Raw genomic sequence first — 22,084 nt, 5'->3', positions numbered from 1 at the left:
AAATAAAGAATAAACTATTCAGACTAATCTCGACAAATATTTAAAAATAAGCTTATTCTTCAGACAATGTTACTATACATACTATCGGTATGTATATACTAAAAACAAACATACCTTCGGTATGTATAATGGATTTTTAATAACACACTTAAAGTATGTTATTTTTTAACTATAAATTATGTAAGATAATTTATTGAATTGATAACACATAAATAGAAATTAGTATTAACATGAATGCCATGCGACTACTTATTTACTATTTTTTTAAGTGATCAAATAAGTTGAAAATCACCTCCATCATTTCATCAGAAATTAACTGTACCCCTAGACCTTCAAAAGTAAGTTTAATGAAATTCATTTTACGCTTTAATTCTACTAATGAAAAAACGGAAATTTGAAAACCAATCCAAATATTTAGAGATAAAACAATTAAATCTGCTAGCTCTTCTGGATATTCTGTTTTAATAGACCCATCTTCAACTCCTTCGTAAACCTTTTCTCTAATTTCGGGTAAAAAATCAGAAAATAGACCTAGATACTGCTCTCCTAACAAACGTGGACTTCTTAGCATGATTGAGGCAGAGTAAACGAGCCTTTGGTGTTCAAAATTAGAGAAAGAGTCCATCAAAGAATTTTGTATCTTTTCTAATCCAGTATTTCCTCTCCAATTATAATTTAAAATTTCTTGATTATTTTCGCTAATGATTGTTTGCAGTATATCATATTTAGACTCAAAATGATGATAGATAACACCTTTTGTTAATCCACCTAATCCATCTATGATATCTTGTATTGATGTATTATCAAATCCTTTTTCTAAAAATAGATTTTTAGAGACCTCTAGTATTTTTTTTCTAGTTTCATGTGAGTTTCTATTCCTTGCCATTTTTGTTCCTTTCTATCATACCAATGGTATGTAATTCTATTGTAGTGGAAGTAACTAATAATGTCAAGTTCTTTATTGGAATATGAAAAACCTTTACAATAAAGGCTTTTCATTATTACTTCGCTACAAGGTTTCTAAGCTTTTACCAGCAAAGATACACACTCAACATGTGCTGAGAGCTTTCTTCTATACTAATAGACGAAAGGGTGTGAAAATGATTTTTAAATGATACTGTGGAACGGAACAGTAGCCCTAGTATTGACTACTGTCGTTTCTATTCATATTGGCTATTCTAGGACTGAGATGAAAAAATCTATAAATGCTCAGAATAAAATTGAACCCGCAAATCTCCCCAAAACAATGGTGAGTCATGTACTTGTATTATTCCGAAAAAATACACCTCTGGTGCAGTGAGACAAATTGGTGTATCTTATAGTGGCTTCGTAGATGAAAGCTATACTCTACTATCACTCTTTGATGATGTAGAACAAATTGAAAAAGATAATAGACTTCAGACAGCTATTGATGTTGTCAGAGAACAGTTTGGTTTTTTAGCCATACAAAAAGGAACCGTCCTAACTGAAGGTTCCAGAAATATTGAACGCAGTAAACTTATCGGTGGTCATTCCGCGGGTGGATTGGAGGGATTAAAATGAAACAAGAAAAAAATACAGTACAATTTTCAGAAATCCGTAGCAAAGGATGTAATGATATTGAAATGCTTGAAAGATTTTTACATGGAATCGTTGAAACAGCAACTTCAAAACTTCGTCAGAGAAAACTCAAAACAACTGAAATATCGATACGACTAGTACATGCTAAATCTGAAAACCGATTACCATTGGAATTTACATTTAGCATTAAGCCAACAAGCTCATCTGTGATAATCTATACTGAGGTAATCAATCGCTTTAAAGAATGTTACACAGGTGGGGGAATTCAAGGTTTTACGATTCAATTTGATAAAAATACCCTTGCCTCTGCATAGAAAGGATTTGATATGATTGACCGTTCATATTTACCATTTCAATCAGCAAGAGAGTACCAGGATACAAAGATGCAAAAATGGATGGGCTTTTTCCTATCTGAACATGCATCAGCACTCTCTGATGATACAAACAAAGTAACGTACATGTCTGACTTATCACTAGAGAAGAAATTATTACTCCTCAGTCAAGTATACGCCGGGCAGCTACGCACACGCATTCAAGTGATTGAAAAAAACAAGCGTGTTTCCTACACTGGAACAATACCAAGTCTGACCAAAGATTTCATTTTGATAAAAACTACAACAGGTCACATCAATTTGAAATTAAAAGACATTATTAGTATTGAACTTGTCGAGGAGGTGCTCTATGAATCAGCTTGAGTTTCAGCGTAATCACCTACAAATGGACTATTATAGCGAGAGCTACCAAGATTTTGAACGTGACTTCTACCGCTACTCTAACATGAATATTCCATTGACCTTCCTAACTGATGATATCCTAAAAACAATGGCGACTTCACGTAAGAATTACTTTGTCCTCAATAAGGAAAAGTCCAGAGATAACCGCGATCACTTCTTCATATTTGAAGTAAGTACCGTAGATGAGAATCCGCTAATCTATCATTATACATATAAGAAAACTACAATATATTTAGCAGAAAAATAGGAGCAGTTCAATTGACTGTTCCTATTTTTAATATTCATAAAATCTAAAGTCTTTATACTCTTTAACAATGGAGTCGCCAACCAGAACAGACTATACTGACCAGCGACTACCTTAAATTTAATGTTTCAGATTTATTTTCTTATCTCTAATTTCATAAACTACATCTGCTACATTTTCGAGTAATCGTTTATCGTGGGTGATAAACACGATAGTTCCGGTGTACTCCTTCATTAGTATTTCCAAAGCCTCTAAACTTGGTATGTCAAGGAAGTTACTGGGTTCATCCATTATTAGGATGTTATATCTACCCATGAGCATTTTAGCAAGCAACAATTTTATAATTTCTCCACCGCTTAAAACAGATAAACTTTTTCCAATATCGTTCTGTTTGAACCCCATAGATGCTAGCACTGAACGAATTTCTGATATATTGTAGTCACAATCCTTCTGCATAAACTCCATAACATTCTGATTACTGTTGTACTTGTAACCATTCTGTGCAAAGTAACCTATTTTTGCCTTAGGCGAAATAGAAATTCCTTCTTCATGGTTTAAGATCATTTGGATTAAAGTTGTTTTTCCGATTCCATTACCACCAGTTAACGCCACTTTTGCTCCTAACGGAATTTGAAAAGATGCATTTTCAAACAGAGCCTTATCCCCAAATACTTTATTAATTTCTGCACCGACTATAGGGTATGGATTATGGAGCTCCAATGCTTTACTTTGCCTGAAACGAATTCTGCGAATGCCTTCCGGAGCTTCTACTTTTCCTAAGGCCGCAATCCTGTGCTCTAGGGTTTTAGCAGCATTATACATCTTTTTTTCCTTACTTCCTATTGATTTTTGATGAGCTAAACGCCCTCCGTCTTCAGTACTTTTTTTCTTTGAAGAACCTTTTGCCTTCTGTTCTATTTTACGAGCCTGTTTTCGCTTTTCCTCCGCAGCCCTTTCCAATCGGGCACGTTCCGCAATAAATTGTTCGTATTCTGCAGCTTGGCTCTTACGTTCTTCCTCTTTCTGACGAAGATAATCAGAATAGTTTCCCCAATACTCAGTGATTTTGCCATCTTTCAGTTCCCATATTTTATCTACTATTTCATCAAGAAAATAGCGGTCATGGCTAATAACTAACAGTGCACCTGTAAAATATTTTAGCTGTCCTATTAGAAAATCAATTCCTTCACGGTCTAAATGGCTCGTAGGTTCATCCGCTAAAATACCATGAACCTGTGCCGATAAGGCCTGTGCTATTTTAAGCCTTGTTTCTTCACCACCGCTCATAGTCTGTATATTTAATTGCTCAACACCTAGCTTGCCTACAAGTGCAAAATCTTTTTCCTCCTGCAGAGTTACTTCGTCCAACTGGGGAATATAGGCAAGTTCACCCAGACGATTCATTTTACATCCTGGGGGAGTTAATTCTCCTAAAAGTACCCTGAGTAAAGTGCTTTTTCCAGCACCATTTGCTCCTACTAAACCAATACGGTCATAATCATATACTTCTAATTCATTTATATCTAAAACATCGCGTCCTTTGAATTCCACACGAATGTCTTTTGCTTTTAATATTAATTCCATAACATTTCCTCCTGTCTATAATCGCATGCTTTCATTTGCTTGTATGCAGGGAAAACCCTGCGATTTTAGCAGGAAGAGTTACATGAAAATAAGATACATAAATATTCCTCCAATATTGTTTATTTTAAATCTAATTTTCTAACCTCAGTTATCATTTGGCAAACTATAGCAATGCCAATAATTAAAATACCTGATAGTAAAAACCAATGATTTACACCGATTTTATCAGCAAAGAATCCAGAAAGAATTAACCCAATTGGCATAGCAAGTGACATGATACTTCCGATCAAAGAAAATACACGTCCTAAATATTCAGGCTTAATTTTCTCCTGAAAAAGAGCTGTTTGCACACCGCTATAAAATGGCACCGAAAGCCCCATTATTGCACAGCAAACTACGAATATTACAAATCCATTTGGAGGAAGTATTCCCGAAACGGCTAAACTGGTCCCCATTATAAAAAATGAACTTGTTATTAGTAATACATGCTTTTCGAAGCCCCCTAATCTTCCTAATAATAAGCCTCCTGCTAGCATCCCAAATGCAAAGGAAATTTCCGTAATAGAAATATGCACAGGCGTTCCATTAAAGTGTTCCATGCTTATTAAAGGAAATAGTGCATTGATTGGCATATAAACAAAAGTATATAGTGTTCCTAAGAGTAATAAGGCAAACAATCCTTTGTTTTGTCTCAGAACCACAACTCCTTCTTTCATCTCCCTTATGAAATTTGGTTCTAAACTTTGCACTTGATTACCCAGCTTAGGTATACGTACAATTGCTACCGTAATAGATGCAATCACAGCACCCAATACGTCGATGGCAATAATAGCATTTAAATCCCAAACGGAGTATAAGAGTGCTGCAACTGCCGGACTAACAATATAGCTTATAGACTGCAAAGACTGACTATAGCCTGCGCATTTCGTTAGCTGTTCTTCTGGTACTAAAAGTGGTGTAACCGCATTGAGTGCTGGGGTATGAAAAGCTGTTCCAATGCTACGGATAAACAATACTATCATAATCATCCAGACAGGTAGCTCCATACAGAATGCAACAATAGCAAGCACTGCACCAGCTGCTGCGATAATTAAATCGGCACCAATCATTATCTTCTTCCTATCATGACGATCCACTAGCACACCAATGGCAGGTCCCAAAATCGCATAGGGTAAAAAACCTACTAATGAAGCCATAGACAAGACCATCGCAGATCCTGTTTTTTCTGTAAGGTAAAAAATAATCGCCATTTGCAGGATGGCACTAGTGATTAATGATACTGCTTGCCCTGCCCATATTGCATAAAATTTTCGTTTCCAATTGTTGTATTTTTCCATTTATATTATCTCCTGCATATTATTTTGCTTGAATTTCTATTTTGAATAGCATTCTAGGCAATAAAAAATGCAGGCCAAACCCCACAATGTGGCTTTTGGTCTGCATACATACAATTTGGAAACATTCATATTAAAGACATAGTTAAATAAAGGTATAGTTAAATAACCAATATCCTCACCGTAACTAATGAATGCTCAATATCGTATAAATAAGCACAACAAAAAAGCCTATCATCGGGTATAGATTCTGCTTTTTTTATTGCCAGCTTATCTTAAACGCATTGAGGCTGTCATAGTTTCGGTTCCTCCTACATCTTTGTTTATATCAATTTATAGTATAACACAACAAGATGATATGTTCAATATAAAAGTTATGGAATGAGACTCATACTTCCAATTCGATGCCAGATTTAAAGGATATGACGAAGTTTTCTTCATAGACTGTAACGCTCTGGATTATCTTCCTTAGTAGCAAGCGATTAGCTTTCACAAAATCTTCTGTTTGTAGTTTTAAAAATTCATCAGGATTTTCTAACTCAACCTCAAAATATTTCATTTTACATTCCCTCATTTCATTTATTGATAAATTGAGTTTGCAAAAAAGAGTGGACAATTTTTGTCTACTCTTAACCTTTAAAATAGTTTTTTTTAATCGATTTGAAGTTGCCTAAATTATTACTTATTCGGTAAAATGAAGTATTGCTTTCAACAGATTTCCTTCAACTACACTTCACTTGATTCAAACAAGGTGGGTACATTTCTATTCCCACAAACTCCTTGTCAATGGAAACAAACACGTACCCACAGGGTAAATGGAAATAGAAACTGATAATTTCTAGCTATCACTTCTACTCATTCCAAAAATTTTCTCACTCTGATACTTACCCACCATAAAGCAAAAAGCCTTGCAATCAAGGCTTTCATTATCCCTTTCGTTCAAAGGTTTCTAAGCTTTTACGAGCAGAGCGACACACTCAGCGGTTCGCTATCTCCGTTCTGTCTGCGTGCTAGCACTTGTCAATCACGGACAGCTATCGCATGGGCGGAAGTAAATGCTAATCTTCGTCGTTTTACTCCTTGACTAGCAAACTTACCGCCTCAACATGGGTTTTGAAGGACTAAATGGAGTCTGAATTGCCTGATAGAGATGTAGTATTGATTAAGCAATCAACAAATAATGTACAAAACAAAAATAAAGTACACTGCTTAATGAGTATACTTTATCCTTCTAATTCAGTTTTATCAATGGTTTAGCTATAGTTAAGTCGATTGGTTAAATGAATTTAGACTATTGCTTTTTATAACGACTATAAATTGTATTCTCAATGCTATAATTTATCTTCCGAATCTACTTCTTCATAATTTATCGGGATTAAAGCAACTTCACTGCTTAAAGTAGATTGTTTTTCATTTTCACTTATTTGAATGGCATTTTTGAGTGAAAAAATAACTTCTCTTACAAGATTTAATAAATCTAATGCAAACTCTTGAAGTTCAGATTCAGTTAGATACAGTCTGGTTTCATTATTATCTTCATTATCTTCACTTCCATTAAAAATATTCAATGTTATATTAGTAAATCTGTGCTCTAAATAATTTCTAATAATTTTCAATCGCTTTGAGTTTGGATTAGCTGTTAAAGAATTATCACCATTATCAAAATCTTTCTCTATCCAAAATATAGATGACAGACCAATATTCTTATCCAACATTTTATTTAAATCACTATTTGATCTCCAAATTGAATGGAAATTTACTTTTCGAGTTTCAATTTTTAAAGAATAATATTCATTTATAAACATAGCTACTTTATCTAATAATGAATATAGTGTTTTAAAAGATGCTTTTAATCCTTCAACTCGGATAGAGTATTGTACGTAGTCTAGACAATCAATAAGATCAACATTCTCGTCAGCATAATGAACCGAATCAACCTCAATGCTATTAAAACAGAGATAACGGGCATAAACATATTCTTGCTTAATTTGATTAAACATAGAAATGTATTTGTTTAAATCTTTATCCGATTGAAACAATAAACTTGGTAGTAAAAGATTATCATCATATCTATTTATATCGTCAGCTTGTAAGTCATTAAGTGGATTAAGATACAGCCCGTTGTTCCAACACCATTCACGATACTTTTGTGAATTAGGATTATAATCAATGTTTTTACAAGAGCATTCATCTAAATCTTTATAATCAAGATATTGTTCGTAAAGTTCAATAAACCGCTTTTCTGCATAATCAACTCTGTTTGGATCTGAAACAGTTATGCTTGTTTCTATTAAATTTTTAATTTTTTTAATAAAGTGGAGGTGTTCGTTATCATTCAAAAAATTACGATAATGATCTAGACAAATAGCCAAGTTACCACTAGCCATTGTGAATCTTGGATTGATTTGTATACATTTACAATACATCTTAATAGCTAACTGCTTTCTACCACAAGCATCTAATAAATTTGCGTAATTAGTGTAAAGTGAACATAATAATGGGAAAACAAACCTACTGTTCTCAGAATTTATATCAACGTTATTTGAAATTTCTATAGCTTTTCTAAAGTAATAAATTTGTTGAACTGTAAAATCGGTATCTATGTTGAAAACTAAGTTATCACTTAGTTCAAATATATCAGCGTATGCTGTCCCAATAGAATAAAATAATTGAATTTTGGAAATATCATCAATAGTGTTTTCCATATTTTTTCCAAATTCTATTAGTCTATAGATTTCCTCTATATTTTTATGTTTAAAAGCATTATCGAAATCCATTGACAATTTAAGTACACTATGATTAATTGGATTATTTGTTAACATCTTCACCCCAAACTAAATATTTCGATTTTAAATTTGATTTTCCTTTATTTTCCTGTTCTTCAACTAACATATCAGATAAAAACTCTTTTATCATGTCCCAATTAAAATTTTCTTTAAATCCTCTACTACCATCAGAAGGAACATTTAATGAAAATGTTGCAAATACAGTTTCACAAGTTCTTCTTGGAAATTTTGCTAAGTAAGAATCAAAAAATGAATTTGAATACCTATAATGATGGCTATGAATAAAGTCTTTCCATGTATTTAGCATAGTCGCCTCGTCTACAATATCTATTACAGAAACTTCTTCAAGTGGTCGGTCTTCAATATTTCCCCATGCTTTTTTCATTAAATTAACAGCATCTACATCGCTCTTAGGAGCACTGTATCCAAAAATAGTTAACATATATGAATGATCGACAAAGTAATCTAATGCTTTCCAACACCAATTTATGTATCCATCAGAAGAATAGTCTTTGTTTTTTACGGGATACAATAATTTTGTTGGATTTAATTTTTTATAACATGTTGGGCAATAGTAATCTACTGTTCCAAACTCAGTATGTTCTTCACAAAAACCGACAGCTACATTCCCATGTAAACAAAGAATTTGTGGCAGGTTCAGAGTAATTTTTGAACAGCGAACATAAGCTTGTATAAGTAAAGGGTCCCAATTAAACGTAGCTATGCAATCTTTATTAGTTAAACTTAATATTAAAAGATCATAAATTGTTGGTTCTTCAGGTAACTCCAACGAAGCAAAATAATCATAAAGTCTTTCTTCTAGTTTTCTAACTATTTCGGAGCACTCTTCTCTCTCAAATAATTCTGAATAGATATCCTCTAAATTTTCGCTCTTTGTCTGTAATTCAACACCAGCAAGAATTTCTTCTAAATTTAGTTTTTTTAGCAATCCATTCATAACTGAAGAACTTTTTCCGTTTTTATCACCATCTGGAATTGCTGCAATAGTAGCACCAGCGCCTAGAATAACTGTATGCGATCTCATCTCATTTCTCCTGAAAGTCTTTTGACACTATTATACCACTGTATCTACTTTATCTATGCTTCAAATACTATTATTATAGCCATAATATTTTTAATAAAATGTACAATTGAACCGTCACTTCTTCTGCTGTTACTTGAGTAAAAAATGTACAAATCAATTTCTTAGATTTGATTATATGATGCACTATAAAACATACAAAATACCACTCTAGAATAATGTACAAAATAAAAATAAAGTACACTCATTAAAGAATGTACTTTATGCTTCTAATTCAGTTGTATCAATGGTTTAGCTCTAGTTTAGTCAATTGTACATAAACTTTTAGTTTTGATTTACTATCTGAATATATAAAATACCACACTAGGTCAATCAGATACTAACTTCCAGAACCAATGCTAAAATATCTATATAGTTATTTCACTTTGAAAGATTTTTCCCAAGAAAAAACAACCTGGAGTTTTCCAGGTTGTTCAAACAATGATTAAGCTACGATAGCTTTTGCAACCTCCTCGGTTGTCATACGTGAGAAATAATGTGTTGTGTCAATAGTTTTAAGTTTTGCCAAGATATCTTCGTACTCGTAAGGTACACCAACCAACAAGTCTTCAATATCTGATACATCTCCGATACCAAAGAAATCTCCGTAAATCTTAACAGATTTAATGATTGAATTTTCAACGTTGGCATAGGTTGAAATCTTACCGGCTGGGTAACGAACATTGCGTTCTACTGTGTATTCTGGTGACTGTCCGTAAGTCCAATCCCATGTATTGAATTGTTTCTCATAAGAATCCTGAATCTTAGCCAATTCGCTTTCAGAAAGGACGTATTCTGTCATTTCTGGGTAGAATTCTTTCATTTTTTCCAAGATTTTATCTGAGAATTCATTTACAGTGATTTTTTCTGGCAATTCGTCTACGATGTTGGTCACACGAGCACGTACAGATTTAACGCCTTTTGATTCGATTTTGTCTTTGCTGACTTTAAGGGCTTGACCAAGAACCGACATATCAACGTCAAAAAGCAAGCAACCATGGTGCATCATACGACCTTTATAGTAAGCTTGTGCATTTCCACAGAACTTTTTAAAATCGATTTCAAGGTCATTACGGCCAGTAAATTCAGCCTTAACTCCCAAATCAGCAAGTGTAGCGATTACAGGTTGAGAGAAAGTCTTAAAGTCAAAAGCACCTTCATCTGCCTTATTAGAGATGATGGTATAGTTCAGGTTATTCAAATCGTGATAAACAGCGCCACCACCAGACAAACGGCGAACAACCTTGACACCATGAGCATCTGTATATTCTTTGTTAATCTCTTGAATGGTATTTTGGTGTTTACCAACAATGATAGCTGGACGGTTAATCCAAAGAATGAACAGTTCATCTTCATTCACCAATTCACGAAAAGCATAGGCTTCCAAAGCAATATTATAGGCAGGATCATTTGATGTGTTTACGATGTATTTCATGAGATCTCCTCTTATAATGTGATACTTATATTATAAAGGAAAACGGTGGCAAAGTACACGAAGACGCCTTAGGTATAAGGATTTTCATGATATAATAGTATAAAATATATGGGGAGTTTTGACATGATACAAAATCCTAGTAAATTGAGTCTCTTTTTCTCAAGGCTAACTAATAAAATAAATAAAAAGTTCAAAATAGCCTTAGCTCTGCTTCTTTTTGTAACCCTTGGAATTTTTCTCTATAATGCCTACCAAAGAGCTTATAAGCCTTACCTCTATGATAAGGAGAATTACTATTACAAGGCTTATCATTACAATGTCAAGAAGATAAAATCACAAAAGAAGATTGTCAAAGATATAGAGATTGAAGTTCTACACTTTGGAAAAGACGATTTCCCTGATAATCTGTCTACATATAAGGTCAGTCATTATACTGATAAAGGAATTGATCCACGAAGGCTTTTTTTGCATATCACTTTTACAGATAATACCAACATGACTTTACCATTTGGACAGGTAACTTCTACTGAAAACTATTCTGAACGTTTTGAAAACTATTTAGATCATAAAGTTTTTGAAGTTGGTCCAGGCTTTGATAAAGAATGGTTTTCTAATGCAGAGAATTACAGACGAATGATTCAGCGTTTCCCTGGATTACATGATAAAACAATGGATACTGACTTCGAATTATATCTAAGAGATTTTCTCTTTTTGATAGTTCCTGGCGATGCCCTATATCAAACTGGAGCTGTCAAAGATGGTGTAAGTGAATACCATTTTCAGTTGAAAAATCCTAAATCAGGAAAAATGCAACGTTATATTATCTATGGAAATGAAGGCGACATTCCAATATGGGATTGGCAGACTCCCTTTGTTACCTTTGATAAGGATGATGCTAACAAAGAAAGAATCCAAGACTTCTTCGATGACTACGATATTAGAGAGTATGGGAATTACTGGGATGAAATGTACAATATAACGTTTCCTCACTTAAATAGCTTTAGGGGTGACAAATACAACTTTTACAAGATGGCCTTTTACTCAGATGAATTTACAAATTTTCCACTAAGCCTTGATTTAACAGGTAAGAGCGAGAATTTTAAAATTACCATAACAGATTCATACCTACAAGAAGAATCCAGAACTGCAAAAGATCAAATCCATTATCTAAAATACTCAACATCTAAAACTTATGATGCATCAAATAAAGAAGCATATATTAATGATATATTGAATCATTATCATAACTGACAGAATTAAATTTATGTAAACACAGTTAACCATCTAAATTAGCTGTGTTTTTTTCATGCAAAAAAAAACAAGACCATTTCTGATCTTGTTTCCTTCTATGCAACTAGATTTTTATTTTGTGTGCCAAATGTCTTTGTCATACTGTTCGATTGTACGGTCAGATGAGAAGAATCCTGCTTCAGCGATGTTGTAAACAACTTTTTTGTTCCATGCATCTTGATCTTCGTAAGCTGCGTATACTTCTTCTTTCTTGTCGATGTATTCAGCCAAGTCAATCAATGTCATGAACCAGTCTTTAGAGATAAGTTCTTTTTGGAGACGTTCCAAGCGTTCTTTATCTCCAACTTTAACGAGGTCTTCACTTACGATAAAGTCAACAGCTGCTTTGATGTTTGCATCTTTTTCGTAGTAATCACGTGATACATAGCCTTCTTTTTCATAAAGGTCGATGATTGTATCAGAGTCTTTACCGAATGTAAAGATGTTTTCTGGTCCTACCAATTCAGCAATCTCAACGTTGGCACCGTCCATTGTACCAAGTGTAAGGGCACCGTTAAGCATGAATTTCATGTTACCTGTACCTGAAGCTTCTTTAGAAGCCAATGAGATTTGTTCTGAGATATCTGTTGCTGGGATAAGGTGTTCAGCAACTGTTACGTTGTAGTTCTCAACCAAGTGAACGTTGAGGTATTTGCTTACTTCTGGGTCATTGTTGATGAGTTCTGAAAGTGACAAGATCAAGTGGATGATGTCTTGTGCAATAACGTAGGCAGGAGCTGCTTTACCACCAAAGATGATAGTGATTTTACGTTTTGGAAGGTTTCCTTTTTTGATTTCCAAGTATTTGTGGATGACATACAAAGCGTTCATTTGTTGACGTTTGTATTCGTGGAAACGTTTGATTTGAGTATCAATAATTGAGTTTTCATCAAGATCGATACCTTTGTTGGCTTTAAGATAACGTTTAAGAGACAATTTGTTATCATATTTGATTTCAGCCAAACGTTTGTGAACTGCTGGATCATCTGCAAAGGCAGCCAATTTTTCCAATTGAGTTGCGTCAGTAAGGTAACCATCGCCAATCAATTCTTTGATGTAATCAGCAAGTTCTTGGTTTGAGAATTCCAACCAACGACGGAATGTAATACCGTTTGTTTTGTTATTGAAGCGTTCTGGGTAAAGGTCGTAGAATGGTTTCAACTCAGAAGATTTAAGGATTTCTGTGTGAAGTGCTGCTACACCGTTAACGCTTGTAGAGAAGTGGATATCCATGTGTGCCATGTGAACACGGTTGTCTTTGTCAATGATTTGAACACGTGGATCTTCAAATTTTTCACGAATGATACCATCCAATTTCTTGATGATAACAACAAGGTGTGGAACAACTTCTTCAAGGTAGTCAAGAGGCCATTTTTCAAGGGCTTCAGCCAAGATAGTGTGGTTTGTGTAACCAACCATTTTGCTTACGATTGCTACTGCTTCATCAAATTCAAATCCATGTTTTTCTGTCAAAAGACGAATCAATTCTGGAATTACCATTGATGGGTGAGTATCGTTGATTTGTACGTAAGCGTAATCTGGAAGGTCGTGAAGGTTAGATCCACGTTCGATAGCTTCGTCAATCAAAAGTTGAGCAGCGTTTGATACCATGAAGTATTGTTGGTAGATACGCAAGAGCTCACCTTTACGAGTTGAGTCATCAGGGTAAAGGAAAAGTGTCAAGTTCTTTTGGATTTCGTCTTGATCAAAAGTGATTCCTTTATCAATCAAATCGTAGTCCACACCATTGATGTCAAAGAGGTTAAGGTAGTTCTTAGTTTCTTTCTTATAACCCAAGATATCCAAACGATCCAAACGTGATTTCAATGTGAAGTTTTTGAATGGAACATCATAAGAGATATCAGTTGGTACCAACCATGATTGATCTTCAATCCAGTAGTTTGGTTCTGCATCTTGTTTGTTGTCTTTGAAGACTTGTTTGAAAAGACCACAGTGGTAGTTAAGACCAACACCTTCACCGTTGATGCCAAGTGTTGCCATAGAGTCGATGAAACATGAAGCCAAACGACCCAAACCACCGTTACCAAGAGATGGTTCTGGTTCAACGTCTTCAATTTCGCTGATTGATTTACCAGCAGCATCCAATTCAGCTTTAACATCCTTGTAGATGCCCAAGTTGATCAAGTTGTTAGACAAAAGTTTACCGATCAAGAATTCAGCTGAGATATAGTAAACTTTACGTTTGCTATCGTTTTTAGGTTTTGGAGCAGCTGCTTCTTTTACGAATTCCAACAAAAGATAGTAGATTTCTTCGTTTGAAAGGTCCTTAAGATTTTTGTTTTTTGCTTCAACATATTGTGTAAATGTAGCCATTTTAGTTATTACCTCGATTATATCTTTCTGTAATGTCTGTCAAAAATTCTTTCTTGTCGACAGTGATTTCACCTGGGAGCATACGCCATTTCCAGTTTTCACCAACTGTGTTAGGGAAGTTTGTTCGGCTATTTTCAGGTTTATCAAGGATATCCTGCATAGTCGCAATAGCTGTGTTGCTTACAGTAGCAAAGAGGGTGCGAAGAAGAGCACGTGTGATTGGTTCACCTTGACGACGGTTGATGTATGCATCAGTATAATCACGTTGCTCTTGCGTCAAGTTGTCGTACCAACCGTTGATTACTTCGTTATCATGTGTACCTGTGTAGGCAACTGAATGTTGTGTGTATACGTGTGGAATGTCAATGCTGTTTCCAGTAGTATCGTAGAATCCAAATTGAACGATCTTCATTCCAGGGTAACCACAGTCTGCAAGAAGTTTACGTGTCTTATCATCAATGTTACCAAGATCTTCGGCAATGATTTTAAGATCACCCAATTCTTCTTTAACCACTTTGAAAAGGTCATAACCAGGTCCAGGAACCCATTCACCATTTTCAGCAGTTTCATCACCTCCAGGAATTTCCCAGAAGTCAGAGAACCCTTTGAAGTGGTCAATACGCAAGTAATCATAAAGTTTAAATGATTCTTGAATACGGAATACCCACCAAGCATAATTTTCAGCTTTGTGTTTATCCCAAGCATAGATTGGGTTACCCCAAAGTTGACCAGTTGCTGAGAAGTTATCAGGTGGAACTCCTGCAATGTAACGCGGTTTACATTCAGCGTCTAGTTTGAAGAGATGTGGTTGCGTCCAAACTTCAACACTATCAGCTGAAATGTAGATTGGCATGTCACCGATGATTTGAATACCATTTTTGTTAGCATAAGCTTTTAGTTCTGCCCATTGGCTAAAGAAGAGGTATTGTACCACTTGGTGATATGTGATAACATCAGCAAGTTCTTTGCGAAGTTTCTCAAGAGTTGCTTCATCGCGTTTAACTGCTTTTTTATCATCCCAATCTTGAAGTGCTTTGTTATCGAAGTGTTCTTTGATAGCCATGAAATCAGCATAATCAGCTAACCAGTTAGCATTTTTAGTTTTAAAAGCTTCGAATCTTTTAGTTTCTTTCTTATCTGCTAAAATTGCTTTAACTGCTTTTTCAAGAATTGGACGACGTGCTTCATAAACTTTAGCATAGTCAATAAACTCAGGATCTGACCCAAAGTCAGCATCTTTAACATCAGCTTTAGTTAAAAATTTGTCACGAATAAGGAAATCCAAATCGATAAAGTGTGTATTTCCTGCTACCGCTGAGAATGATTGGTAAGGTGAATCCCCATAACTTGTTGTAGTAAGTGGCAAAATCTGCCAGTAAGTTTGTTTTGTTTCTTTTAAGAAATCAACAAAGTCATAGGCTGCTTGACCGAAAGATCCGATCCCGTAGTCACCTGGAAGTGATGTGATGTGCATCAAAACACCGCTTGCTCGTTTGTTCATAACGTTTACCTCAAATTATTTTTTACACTTATTATTATAATGCAAACGTTTGCATTAGTCAAGAATTTTTAGCAAAAAAAATAAAAAAAATTATAGCTCTTTATAATAAAGTTCGTAAAACAAACGCTTACATTACGGGGGTGTTTTCTTAAATCTTTATTTCTATTGAATTTCGAAAAAATAGGTTTCTTTTTAAACGAAAAAAGTAGCCGGCTGTTTTTCTAACCAACTACTTGGATGCTCCTTAACCTATTAGGGATAAGGTAAGACGCTTTCTCTTTCTATAAGTTTAAATGGAATAATGACTTTTTGCGACTTAATCTTAGTCGCTTTAAGAAGCCCAAGAAGGTTTTGAACACTTTCTTTAGCTAGTGCCTGAATATTAATGTCAAATGTGGTCAAGAAAGGATGCATGATTTCAGCAAAAGTCGAATTATTGAAAGAAATAATGGCATAATCTTCTGGAACTCTAAATCCTTGGTTGTTTAACCATTGAATGAGACGAAGGGCAATAAGGTCATCCTTAACAATCAAAGCTGTCGGAGAAAATCTTTCCAATTCCTTTTTAAAAGTCTCGATTGTTCGAGCTGAAAATACAAGTTCAGGTAAGACATCCAAATTAAGATTGTCTGCTGCTTCCTGATACCCTTGATAACGTTCCTGTCCTACTTGCCCAAATAGATCGTCTGTGACAAAACCAATCTTTCGGTGACCTTTTGCCTGTAAGTAAATCACAGCTTCATGACCTAATTCCTTATTATCATTATCAATATAGGTTACTTTATTTTCATTTTCCACTGCTGCTCCAACCACTACAAAAGGTACTTTTTGCTTTAATAAGTAATCTTTAACCGGATCTTTCTTTTCTGAATAGAGAATTATAAAGCCATCAGCCCGTTTTTGGCGATGCATGAGCTCAACTTGCTTGACTAATTCCTCTAGAGTAGCACCCGTAGCAATACTAACGACCTGAGAATGACAACTAGCCTCTTCATTGATTGCTGTTAAAATCTCCATATAGAAGGGCTGGCTAATATTTTCACGGTCTGTTAAGGGAGGAAGAACAACACCTAAACTATGAGTTAAGCCTGTTGCCAACATTTGTGCTGCTGAGTTTGGTACATAACCTAATTCTTCCATAGCTGCTCTTACTTTAATTTTTGTTTCTTCTGATATAGCCGAGTTATCCTTTAATGTCCTACTTACCGTTGATGGGCTGACCCCAGCCTTCTTAGCAACATCTTTAATTGTAGCCATTATGTTCCTCTCATTCTCATAAAATTTTTTTATAGTCGTAAAATATAAGAACAATTATAAACTAGATAGGTGTTTTATGCAATCGTTTGCAAAAAAATAATTTTTTTTCACAAAATACTTGACAGATTGTGGAAACGGTTGCATAATGGTTATCGTAAACTAAATTTCTGGAGGAAATAGAAATGAAAAAATGGCAAAAGGTATTACTTGGTAGTGCTGGATTACTTGTGGCTGGATCGCTCTTGGTAGCTTGTGGCTCAAATTCAAGCAAGAGCTCAAGTTCAGATAGCAAGACTTTGAAACTTTGGGTACCAACTGGAGCTAAGAAATCTTACTCAGATACAGTAGCACAGTTTGAAAAGAAATCTGGTTACAAAGTTGATATGGTTGAAATGGAAGATCCAAATGCTCAAGAAAACTTGACTAAGGATGCTTCTACTGCTGCAGATGTCTTCTCACTTCCACATGACCAACTCGGTAAATTGGTAGACGCTGGAGCTATCCAAGAAATCCCAGAGCAATACTCAAAAGAAATTGCTGATCAAGATACTGAGCAAGCTGCTGTAGGTGCTCAATACAAAGGTAAAACTTACGCCTTCCCATACGGTATCGAAACACAAGTTACATACTACAATAAATCTAAACTTAACGAAGAAGATGTTAAATCATATGAAACAATCACTTCTAAAGCTAAATTTGGTAGCAACTTGAAAGAAGTTAATGCTTATGTAACTGCTCCTCTCTTCCTTTCAGTTGGTGACACACTCTTTGGTCCTAACGGTGAAGATGTGAAAGGTACTAACTGGGGTAACGAGGCTGGTGTGAACGTTCTTAAATTCATCGCAGCTCAAAAAGACAACAAAGGTTTTGTCAATGTCGATTCAGCTAACATGATGGCTAAATTCGAAGATGGTTCTGTTGATGCTTTCCAATCAGGACCATGGGACTACGCTGCAGCTGCTAAAGCTGTCGGTAAAGACAATCTTGGTGTTGCTGTTTACCCAACAGTTAATATCGGTGGTCAAGACGTTCAACAAAAAGCCTTCATGGGTGTAAAACTTTACGCAGTTAACCAAACACCATCTAAAGGTAACGCTGAACGTATTGCTGCTTCTTACCAATTGGCACAAGCTTTGACAAGCAAAGACAGTCAAAATAACCAATTCACTAATGAAGACCGTCACATCATCCCAGCCAACAAAGAAGTTCAAGCTTCTGAAGCTGTTCAAAAGGATGCACTTGCACAAGCTGTAATTACTATGGGTTCATCTGATCAGTACACAACTGTTATGCCTAAACTTAGTCAAATGTCAGTCTTCTGGACTGAAAGTGCCGCTCTTATGAGTGACGCTTATAACGGTAAAATCAAGGAAGACCAATTCCTTACTAAATTACAACAATTTGATAAAGATTTGACAGCGGCTAAATAAGAATCCTAACAATGACAAGGTAAAGAGGTGGGTAAAGTTCCTATCCTCTTTATCTTTTATTTGTAGACAAAATAGAAACCATCACTAATCACACATTTATCTGAGGAGATATCTATGTCACAAACAATCTACGACACAACTCCTATGCGCCAGGTCTTCAAAGAAGGTACATGGGATGTCAAATTATCCTTCCTGGTAATGGGATTGGCAAACTTGGTCAACAAACAGTTTATCAAGGGTTTGCTCTTCCTCCTTTCTGAGATTGCCTTTTTAACAGCATTCGTAATCCAAATTATTCCAGCACTTCAAGGGATGATTACCTTGGGAACTCAAGAACAGGGTGAGGCTATTAAAGAAGTTAATGGTGTTAAGCTTACTGTTCAGGTTGCTGGAGATAACTCTATGCTCTTGTTGATTTTTGGACTTGCGTCATTAATCTTCTGTGCAGTTTTCGCTTATATTTACTGGTGTAATCTTAAGAGTGCTCGCCACCTCATGGCTCTTAAACAATCAGGGCGCAAGGTACCTAACTTTATCGAGGACTTCAAAACCTTGGCTGACGGTCGCTTCCACATGGGTCTTATGACTGTCCCACTGATTGGAGTTTTGCTCTTCACAATCTTGCCTTTGATCTACATGATCTGTTTGGCCTTTACTAACTTTGACCACAATCACCCAGCACCTAAATCACTCTTTGACTGGGTTGGTTTCTCAAGTTTTGGTGAAGTCTTACAAGGTCGTATGGCTGGTACTTTCTTCCCACTTTTGACATGGACCTTGATTTGGGCCGTTGCTGCAACAGCAACTACCTTCTTCTTCGGTATTGTCCTTGCCCTCTTGCTTAACACTAAGGGCCTTAAATTCAAGAAAGTATGGCGTACTCTATTCGTTATTACTATCGCCGTTCCTCAATTTGTATCACTACTTTTGATGCGTAACTTCCTTAATGACCATGGTCCTTTGAATGGTTTACTTCAAACCTTGCATATTACTAATGGACCTATTCCGTTCTTGACTGACCCAGTTTGGGCTAAGTTCTCTATTATTTTTGTTAATATGTGGATTGGTATTCCATTTACAATGTTGGTCGCAACTGGTATAATCATGAACTTGCCAACTGAGCAAATTGAAGCAGCTGAAATTGATGGAGCAAGTAAATTCCAAATTTTCAAGAGCATCACTTTCCCACAAATTCTCTTGATTATGGCACCATCTTTGATTCAACAATTCATCGGTAATATCAATAACTTCAACGTTATCTACTTCCTTACTGGTGGTGGACCTACTAACTCTGAATACTATCAAGCAGGTTCAACTGACCTCTTGGTAACTTGGCTCTACAAACTGACTGTTAGCGCTAAAGACTACAACTTGGCATCTGTTATCGGTATCTTGATTTTTGCCATCTCTGCAACATTCAGTCTCTTGGCCTACACAAGATCATCTTCATTCAAGGAAGGGGCTGCTAAATAATGAAACGTAAGAAAAATCTTTACCTAACTGGTACTTATATTCTATTGACAGTTCTAGCTGTTATCTGGTTGATCCCTATTATCTGGATCTTCCTTACAAGTTTCCGTGGTGAAGGAGCTAATGCGGTACCTTACTTCTTCCCTAAGACTTACACATTTAATAACTACATCAAACTGTTTACCAGCGATGCTTATCCATTTGGAAAATGGTTCATCAATACCTTCATCGTTGCCACATGTACATGTATCCTCTCAACTTTGATTACCGTTGGGATGGCCTACTCACTTAGCCGTATTAAATTCAAACACAGAAATGGCTTCTTGAAATTGGCACTTGTACTTAACATGTTCCCTGGTTTCATGTCAATGATTGCGGTCTACTACATTTTGAAGGCCCTTAATTTGACACAAACCTTGACATCTTTGGTTTTGGTTTATTCTGCTGGGGCAGCTCTTGGTTTCTACATTGCGAAAGGTTTCTTTGATACCATTCCTTACTCATTGGATGAATCAGCAATGATTGATGGGGCAACTCGTCTGCAAATCTTTACCAAGATTACCTTGCCACTTTCTAAACCAATCATCGTCTACACTGCCCTCATGGCCTTCATGGGACCTTGGGTAGACTTCATCTTTGCATCTGTTATCCTTGGTGACGTTAAAGATAAATATACTGTTGCCCTTGGACTCTACCAAATGCTTAACCAAGACGCTATCAATGAATGGTTCCTTCCATTTACCGCAGGTGCTATTATCATCGCCATCCCAATCACCCTTCTCTTTATCTTCATGCAGAAATACTATGTTGAAGGTGTAACCGGCGGATCAGTTAAATAATAAAGGATAAATGATATGACAACTCTTAAACTGGATAAAATTTACAAAAAATACCCAAATGCAACTCACTACTCTGTTGAAGATTTCAGTATCGACATCAAAGACAAGGAATTCATCGTTTTCGTAGGTCCTTCAGGATGTGGTAAATCAACAACTCTCCGTATGGTTGCTGGTCTTGAAGAAATCACTGAAGGTAAACTCTATATTGATGGTGAAGTGGTTAATGACAAATCACCAAAAGACCGTGACATTGCCATGGTATTCCAAAACTACGCACTTTACCCACACATGACTGTTTATGAAAATATGGCCTTTGGTCTTAAACTTCGTAAATATAAAAAAGACGATATCGACAAACGTGTGCGTGAAGCTGCTGCTAGCCTTGGTTTGACTGAGTTCTTAGATCGTAAGCCGGCAGATCTTTCTGGTGGTCAACGTCAGCGTGTAGCTATGGGACGTGCCATCGTTCGTGATGCTAAAGTCTTCCTCATGGATGAACCTCTCTCAAACTTGGATGCTAAACTTCGTGTCACTATGCGTGCTGAAATTGCTAAAATTACTCGTAATATTGGCGCAACAACCATCTATGTTACTCACGACCAAACAGAAGCCATGACTCTTGCTGACCGTATCGTTATCATGAGTTCTACTAAAAATCCTGATGGTTCTGGTACTATCGGCCGTATCGAACAAATTGGTACACCTCAGGAACTTTACAATGAACCAGCCAACAAATTTGTTGCTGGATTTATCGGAAGTCCTGCTATGAACTTCTTCACTGTTAAGGTTGACGGCAATCGTATCACTAACTCTGAAGGCTTGGATATTGCAATTTCTGAAGGTCAAGCTAAAATCTTGAAAGAAACAGGTTATCAAGGCAAAGAAGTTATCTTTGGTATCCGTCCTGAAGATGTTTCAAGCAGTCCAATCGTTCAAGAAGTCTATCCAGATGCCAATGTAGATGCTGAAGTCGTCGTTTCAGAGCTTCTTGGTGCAGAAACAATGCTTTACCTAAAACTTGGAGAAACTGAATTTGCTGCCCGTGTTGATGCGCGTGACTTCCACAATCCAGGTGAAAAAGTAAACCTTACTTTCAGCGTTGCAAAAGGTCATTTCTTCGACGCTGAGACAGAAAAACGTATCAGTTTGTAAAATAAAAAAATCAGCCTTCTTGAGCTGATTTTTTGTATGGCATGATTAAACTA

Annotated in this window: 19 protein-coding genes; 9 read left to right on the top strand and 10 right to left on the bottom strand. The window is 35.8% G+C overall.

Going from position 1 to position 22,084, the window contains the following annotated elements:
* Positions 1-256: 256 nt before the first annotated feature.
* Positions 257-886 (bottom strand): TetR/AcrR family transcriptional regulator, encoded by a 630-nt coding sequence (locus tag ACYVQ1_RS02950; RefSeq protein WP_225750359.1) that lies wholly within the window; start codon positions 884-886, stop codon positions 257-259.
* A gap of 410 nt (positions 887-1,296) precedes the next feature.
* On the opposite strand from ACYVQ1_RS02950, the gene ACYVQ1_RS02945 reads away from it, so the two are divergent.
* From ACYVQ1_RS02945 to ACYVQ1_RS02930, 4 genes are read left to right on the top strand one after another with little or no spacing between them, the layout of a single operon-like run.
* Positions 1,297-1,542, top strand: a complete 246-nt coding sequence (locus tag ACYVQ1_RS02945; RefSeq protein WP_001813542.1) for a hypothetical protein — start codon at positions 1,297-1,299, stop codon at positions 1,540-1,542.
* The gene (locus ACYVQ1_RS02940; protein WP_000806926.1) at positions 1,539-1,874 is read left to right on the top strand and encodes a DinB/UmuC family translesion DNA polymerase; all 336 of its coding nucleotides are present in this window, start codon (positions 1,539-1,541) and stop codon (positions 1,872-1,874) included. The genes ACYVQ1_RS02945 and ACYVQ1_RS02940 overlap by 4 nt, the downstream gene beginning before the upstream one ends.
* Positions 1,875-1,886: 12 nt before the next feature.
* Positions 1,887-2,255 (top strand): hypothetical protein, encoded by a 369-nt coding sequence (locus ACYVQ1_RS02935; protein ID WP_000567222.1) that lies wholly within the window; start codon positions 1,887-1,889, stop codon positions 2,253-2,255.
* Positions 2,242-2,541, top strand: a complete 300-nt coding sequence (locus ACYVQ1_RS02930) for a DUF5960 family protein (protein WP_001072467.1) — start codon at positions 2,242-2,244, stop codon at positions 2,539-2,541. Before ACYVQ1_RS02935 ends, ACYVQ1_RS02930 begins: the two co-directional genes overlap by 14 nt.
* A gap of 117 nt (positions 2,542-2,658) precedes the next feature.
* Here ACYVQ1_RS02930 and msr(D) read toward each other — a convergent pair whose 3' ends face one another.
* The 6 genes from msr(D) to ACYVQ1_RS02900 form a co-directional block, all read right to left on the bottom strand.
* Complete coding sequence (msr(D), locus tag ACYVQ1_RS02925; protein ID WP_000420313.1) at positions 2,659-4,122, bottom strand: ABC-F type ribosomal protection protein Msr(D); 1,464 nt, start codon at positions 4,120-4,122, stop codon at positions 2,659-2,661.
* A gap of 119 nt (positions 4,123-4,241) precedes the next feature.
* Positions 4,242-5,459: a macrolide efflux MFS transporter Mef(A) gene (gene mef(A), locus ACYVQ1_RS02920; protein ID WP_000417519.1), complete on the bottom strand. Its 1,218-nt coding sequence runs from the start codon at positions 5,457-5,459 to the stop codon at positions 4,242-4,244.
* Positions 5,460-5,844: 385 nt separating this feature from the next.
* Entirely contained in the window at positions 5,845-6,015 is a 171-nt protein-coding gene (locus ACYVQ1_RS02915; RefSeq protein WP_000873143.1) for a hypothetical protein, read from the bottom strand.
* 772 nt (positions 6,016-6,787) lie between these two features.
* A complete protein-coding gene (locus tag ACYVQ1_RS02910; protein WP_461258403.1) occupies positions 6,788-8,233 on the bottom strand; it encodes an LA2681 family HEPN domain-containing protein in 1,446 nt (481 codons plus the stop codon).
* 31 nt (positions 8,234-8,264) lie between these two features.
* Positions 8,265-9,287 (bottom strand): hypothetical protein, encoded by a 1,023-nt coding sequence (locus tag ACYVQ1_RS02905; RefSeq protein ID WP_461249762.1) that lies wholly within the window; start codon positions 9,285-9,287, stop codon positions 8,265-8,267.
* Positions 9,288-9,768: 481 nt separating this feature from the next.
* On the bottom strand, positions 9,769-10,758 hold the full coding sequence (locus tag ACYVQ1_RS02900) for a lipoate--protein ligase (protein ID WP_461249761.1): 990 nt from the start codon (positions 10,756-10,758) through the stop codon (positions 9,769-9,771).
* Between the two features lie 123 nt (positions 10,759-10,881).
* Here ACYVQ1_RS02900 and ACYVQ1_RS02895 point away from each other — a divergent pair, with 123 nt between their 5' ends.
* Complete coding sequence (locus tag ACYVQ1_RS02895; protein ID WP_461249760.1) at positions 10,882-12,009, top strand: hypothetical protein; 1,128 nt, start codon at positions 10,882-10,884, stop codon at positions 12,007-12,009.
* 111 nt (positions 12,010-12,120) lie between these two features.
* On the opposite strand, the gene glgP is transcribed toward ACYVQ1_RS02895, so the two are convergent.
* The 3 genes from glgP to ACYVQ1_RS02880 form a co-directional block, all read right to left on the bottom strand.
* The gene (glgP, locus tag ACYVQ1_RS02890; protein WP_461249759.1) at positions 12,121-14,382 is read right to left on the bottom strand and encodes a glycogen/starch/alpha-glucan family phosphorylase; all 2,262 of its coding nucleotides are present in this window, start codon (positions 14,380-14,382) and stop codon (positions 12,121-12,123) included.
* Between the two features lies 1 nt (position 14,383).
* A complete protein-coding gene (gene malQ / locus ACYVQ1_RS02885; RefSeq protein ID WP_073689711.1) occupies positions 14,384-15,883 on the bottom strand; it encodes a 4-alpha-glucanotransferase in 1,500 nt (499 codons plus the stop codon).
* Between the two features lie 252 nt (positions 15,884-16,135).
* Positions 16,136-17,140, bottom strand: coding sequence for a LacI family DNA-binding transcriptional regulator (locus ACYVQ1_RS02880; RefSeq protein ID WP_461249758.1), 1,005 nt, complete (start codon positions 17,138-17,140; stop codon positions 16,136-16,138).
* Positions 17,141-17,322: 182 nt separating this feature from the next.
* On the opposite strand from ACYVQ1_RS02880, the gene ACYVQ1_RS02875 reads away from it, so the two are divergent.
* From ACYVQ1_RS02875 to ACYVQ1_RS02860, 4 genes are all read left to right on the top strand, one after another.
* A complete protein-coding gene (locus ACYVQ1_RS02875) occupies positions 17,323-18,570 on the top strand; it encodes an extracellular solute-binding protein (RefSeq protein WP_461249757.1) in 1,248 nt (415 codons plus the stop codon).
* Between the two features lie 114 nt (positions 18,571-18,684).
* Positions 18,685-20,043: a carbohydrate ABC transporter permease gene (locus tag ACYVQ1_RS02870; protein ID WP_461249756.1), complete on the top strand. Its 1,359-nt coding sequence runs from the start codon at positions 18,685-18,687 to the stop codon at positions 20,041-20,043.
* Complete coding sequence (locus ACYVQ1_RS02865) at positions 20,043-20,879, top strand: sugar ABC transporter permease (protein ID WP_004182537.1); 837 nt, start codon at positions 20,043-20,045, stop codon at positions 20,877-20,879. Before ACYVQ1_RS02870 ends, ACYVQ1_RS02865 begins: the two co-directional genes overlap by 1 nt.
* 15 nt (positions 20,880-20,894) lie before the next feature.
* Entirely contained in the window at positions 20,895-22,031 is a 1,137-nt protein-coding gene (locus tag ACYVQ1_RS02860) for an ABC transporter ATP-binding protein (protein ID WP_461249755.1), read from the top strand.
* The last annotated feature ends 53 nt before the right edge of the window (positions 22,032-22,084 follow it).

The organism is Streptococcus parasalivarius, assembly GCF_054785155.1.
The sequence above is the reverse complement of the archived record's forward strand: the minus strand, read 5'-3'. Positions and strand labels throughout refer to the sequence as shown.